The sequence below is a fragment of the Acidisphaera rubrifaciens HS-AP3 genome, assembly GCF_000964365.1.
GTDB classification, from domain to species: domain Bacteria; phylum Pseudomonadota; class Alphaproteobacteria; order Acetobacterales; family Acetobacteraceae; genus Acidisphaera; species Acidisphaera rubrifaciens.
In genome coordinates this window covers 1-1,523 of the sequence record NZ_BANB01000324.1, presented here as the reverse complement: position 1 = coordinate 1,523, position 1,523 = coordinate 1, and the positions used below count along the sequence as shown (strand labels likewise).

2 protein-coding genes are annotated in these 1,523 nt (G+C 72.6%); both read left to right on the top strand.

All coding sequences use genetic code 11. The features are described from left to right. Positions 1-864 (top strand): indole-3-glycerol phosphate synthase TrpC (gene trpC, locus B8460_RS10440; protein ID WP_048861539.1); only part of this gene is annotated, 864 nt, incomplete at its 5' end. Between the two features lie 35 nt (positions 865-899). Further along, the gene (moaC, locus tag B8460_RS10435) at positions 900-1,367 is read left to right on the top strand and encodes a cyclic pyranopterin monophosphate synthase MoaC (RefSeq protein WP_456303905.1); all 468 of its coding nucleotides are present in this window, start codon (positions 900-902) and stop codon (positions 1,365-1,367) included. Positions 1,368-1,523: the final 156 nt, after the last annotated feature.

Genomic DNA, 1,523 nt, shown 5'->3' with positions numbered 1-1,523 from the left:
CGGCACGGCGCGCCGTTCAGCGACGCGCTTGCGCGCATCTGCGCCGACACGCGGGCGGAGACCGAACGCCGCCGGGCGACGTTGCCGCTGGAGACGCTGCGGGCCAAGGCGTCGTCCAAGGCGCCCCGCGCCCGCTCGTTCGGGCAGGCGCTGATGGCGAAATGCGGCGGGGGCCAGTTCGGGCTGATCGCCGAGATCAAGAAGGCCTCGCCCTCCGGCGGGCTGATCCGCCCCGCGTTCGACCCGGCCGCCCTCGCCCGCGCCTATGCGGCGGCCGGCGCCGCGTGCCTGTCCGTGCTGACCGACACGCCGCATTTCCAGGGCAGCCCCGACGATTTGCGCGCCGCCCGCGCCGCCGTCGACCTGCCGGTCCTGCGCAAGGACTTCATGCTGGAGGAGTGGCAGATCTACGAAAGCCGGCTGATGGGCGCGGATTGCGTACTGCTGATCATGGCGGCGCTGACCGACGATCAGGCCCGCGAGCTGGAGGCGCTGGCGCGCTCGCTCGACATGGACGTGCTGGCCGAGGTGCACGACCGGCGCGAACTCGATCGCGCGCTTGGTCTGGAGACCAAGCTGATCGGGATCAACAACCGCAATCTCAAGACGTTGAAGACCGATATTGCAACGACGATCGAGCTGGCGCCGCTGGTGCCGCCGGATCGTTTCCTGATCGCCGAGAGCGGCATACGCACGCCCCATGACGTGCGCCGCCTGTCCCACGCGGGGGCCAACTGCTTCCTGATCGGCGAGAGCCTGCTGCGCCAGCCCGACGTCGGCGAGGCGATCGCGGCCCTGCTCGGCCCCGATTTGCGCGTGCCCGATCCGGAGCCGGAGCCGCCCCGGCACGCGGCCGGCGCGTGAGCGGCGATCCCGACACGCGGGCCGAAGGCACGGCGCTGACGCATTTCGACGCGGCCGGAAGGGCGGTGATGGTCGACGTCTCCGCCAAGCCGGAGACGGACCGCAGCGCGACCGCGCGGGTGCGGGTGGTGATGCGGCCGGAGACCTTGGCGCTGATCACCAGGGGCGAGGCGAAGAAGGGCGACGTGCTGGGGGTCGCCCGGTTGGCCGGCATCATGGGCGCGAAGCGGACCGCCGACCTCATTCCGCTCTGTCATCCGCTGCCGGTGACGTCCGTCACCGTCGATCTGGAGCCGGACGCGCAGGCAAGTGCCGTGGAGATCGCGGCGACGGTGCGCACGACCGGCCGCACGGGCGTGGAGATGGAGGCGCTGACCGCCGCCTCGGTCGCCGCGCTGACGGTCTACGACATGTGCAAGGCGGTCGATCGCGGCATGCGGATCGAGTCGCTGCGCGTCGTGCACAAGGAAGGCGGCAAGTCCGGCGCCTTCACCCAGGCTTGACGCCCCCGCCGTGCTGAGCGTCGAGGAGGCCCGCGCCCGCATCCTCGGCGGGCTCGCGCCGGTCGGCGCGGAGACGGTGGGGCTGGCCGATGCCTGGGGGCGCGTCGCGGCGGCGCCGATCGCCGCCCGGGTGCACCAGCCGCCGGCCGATCTGTC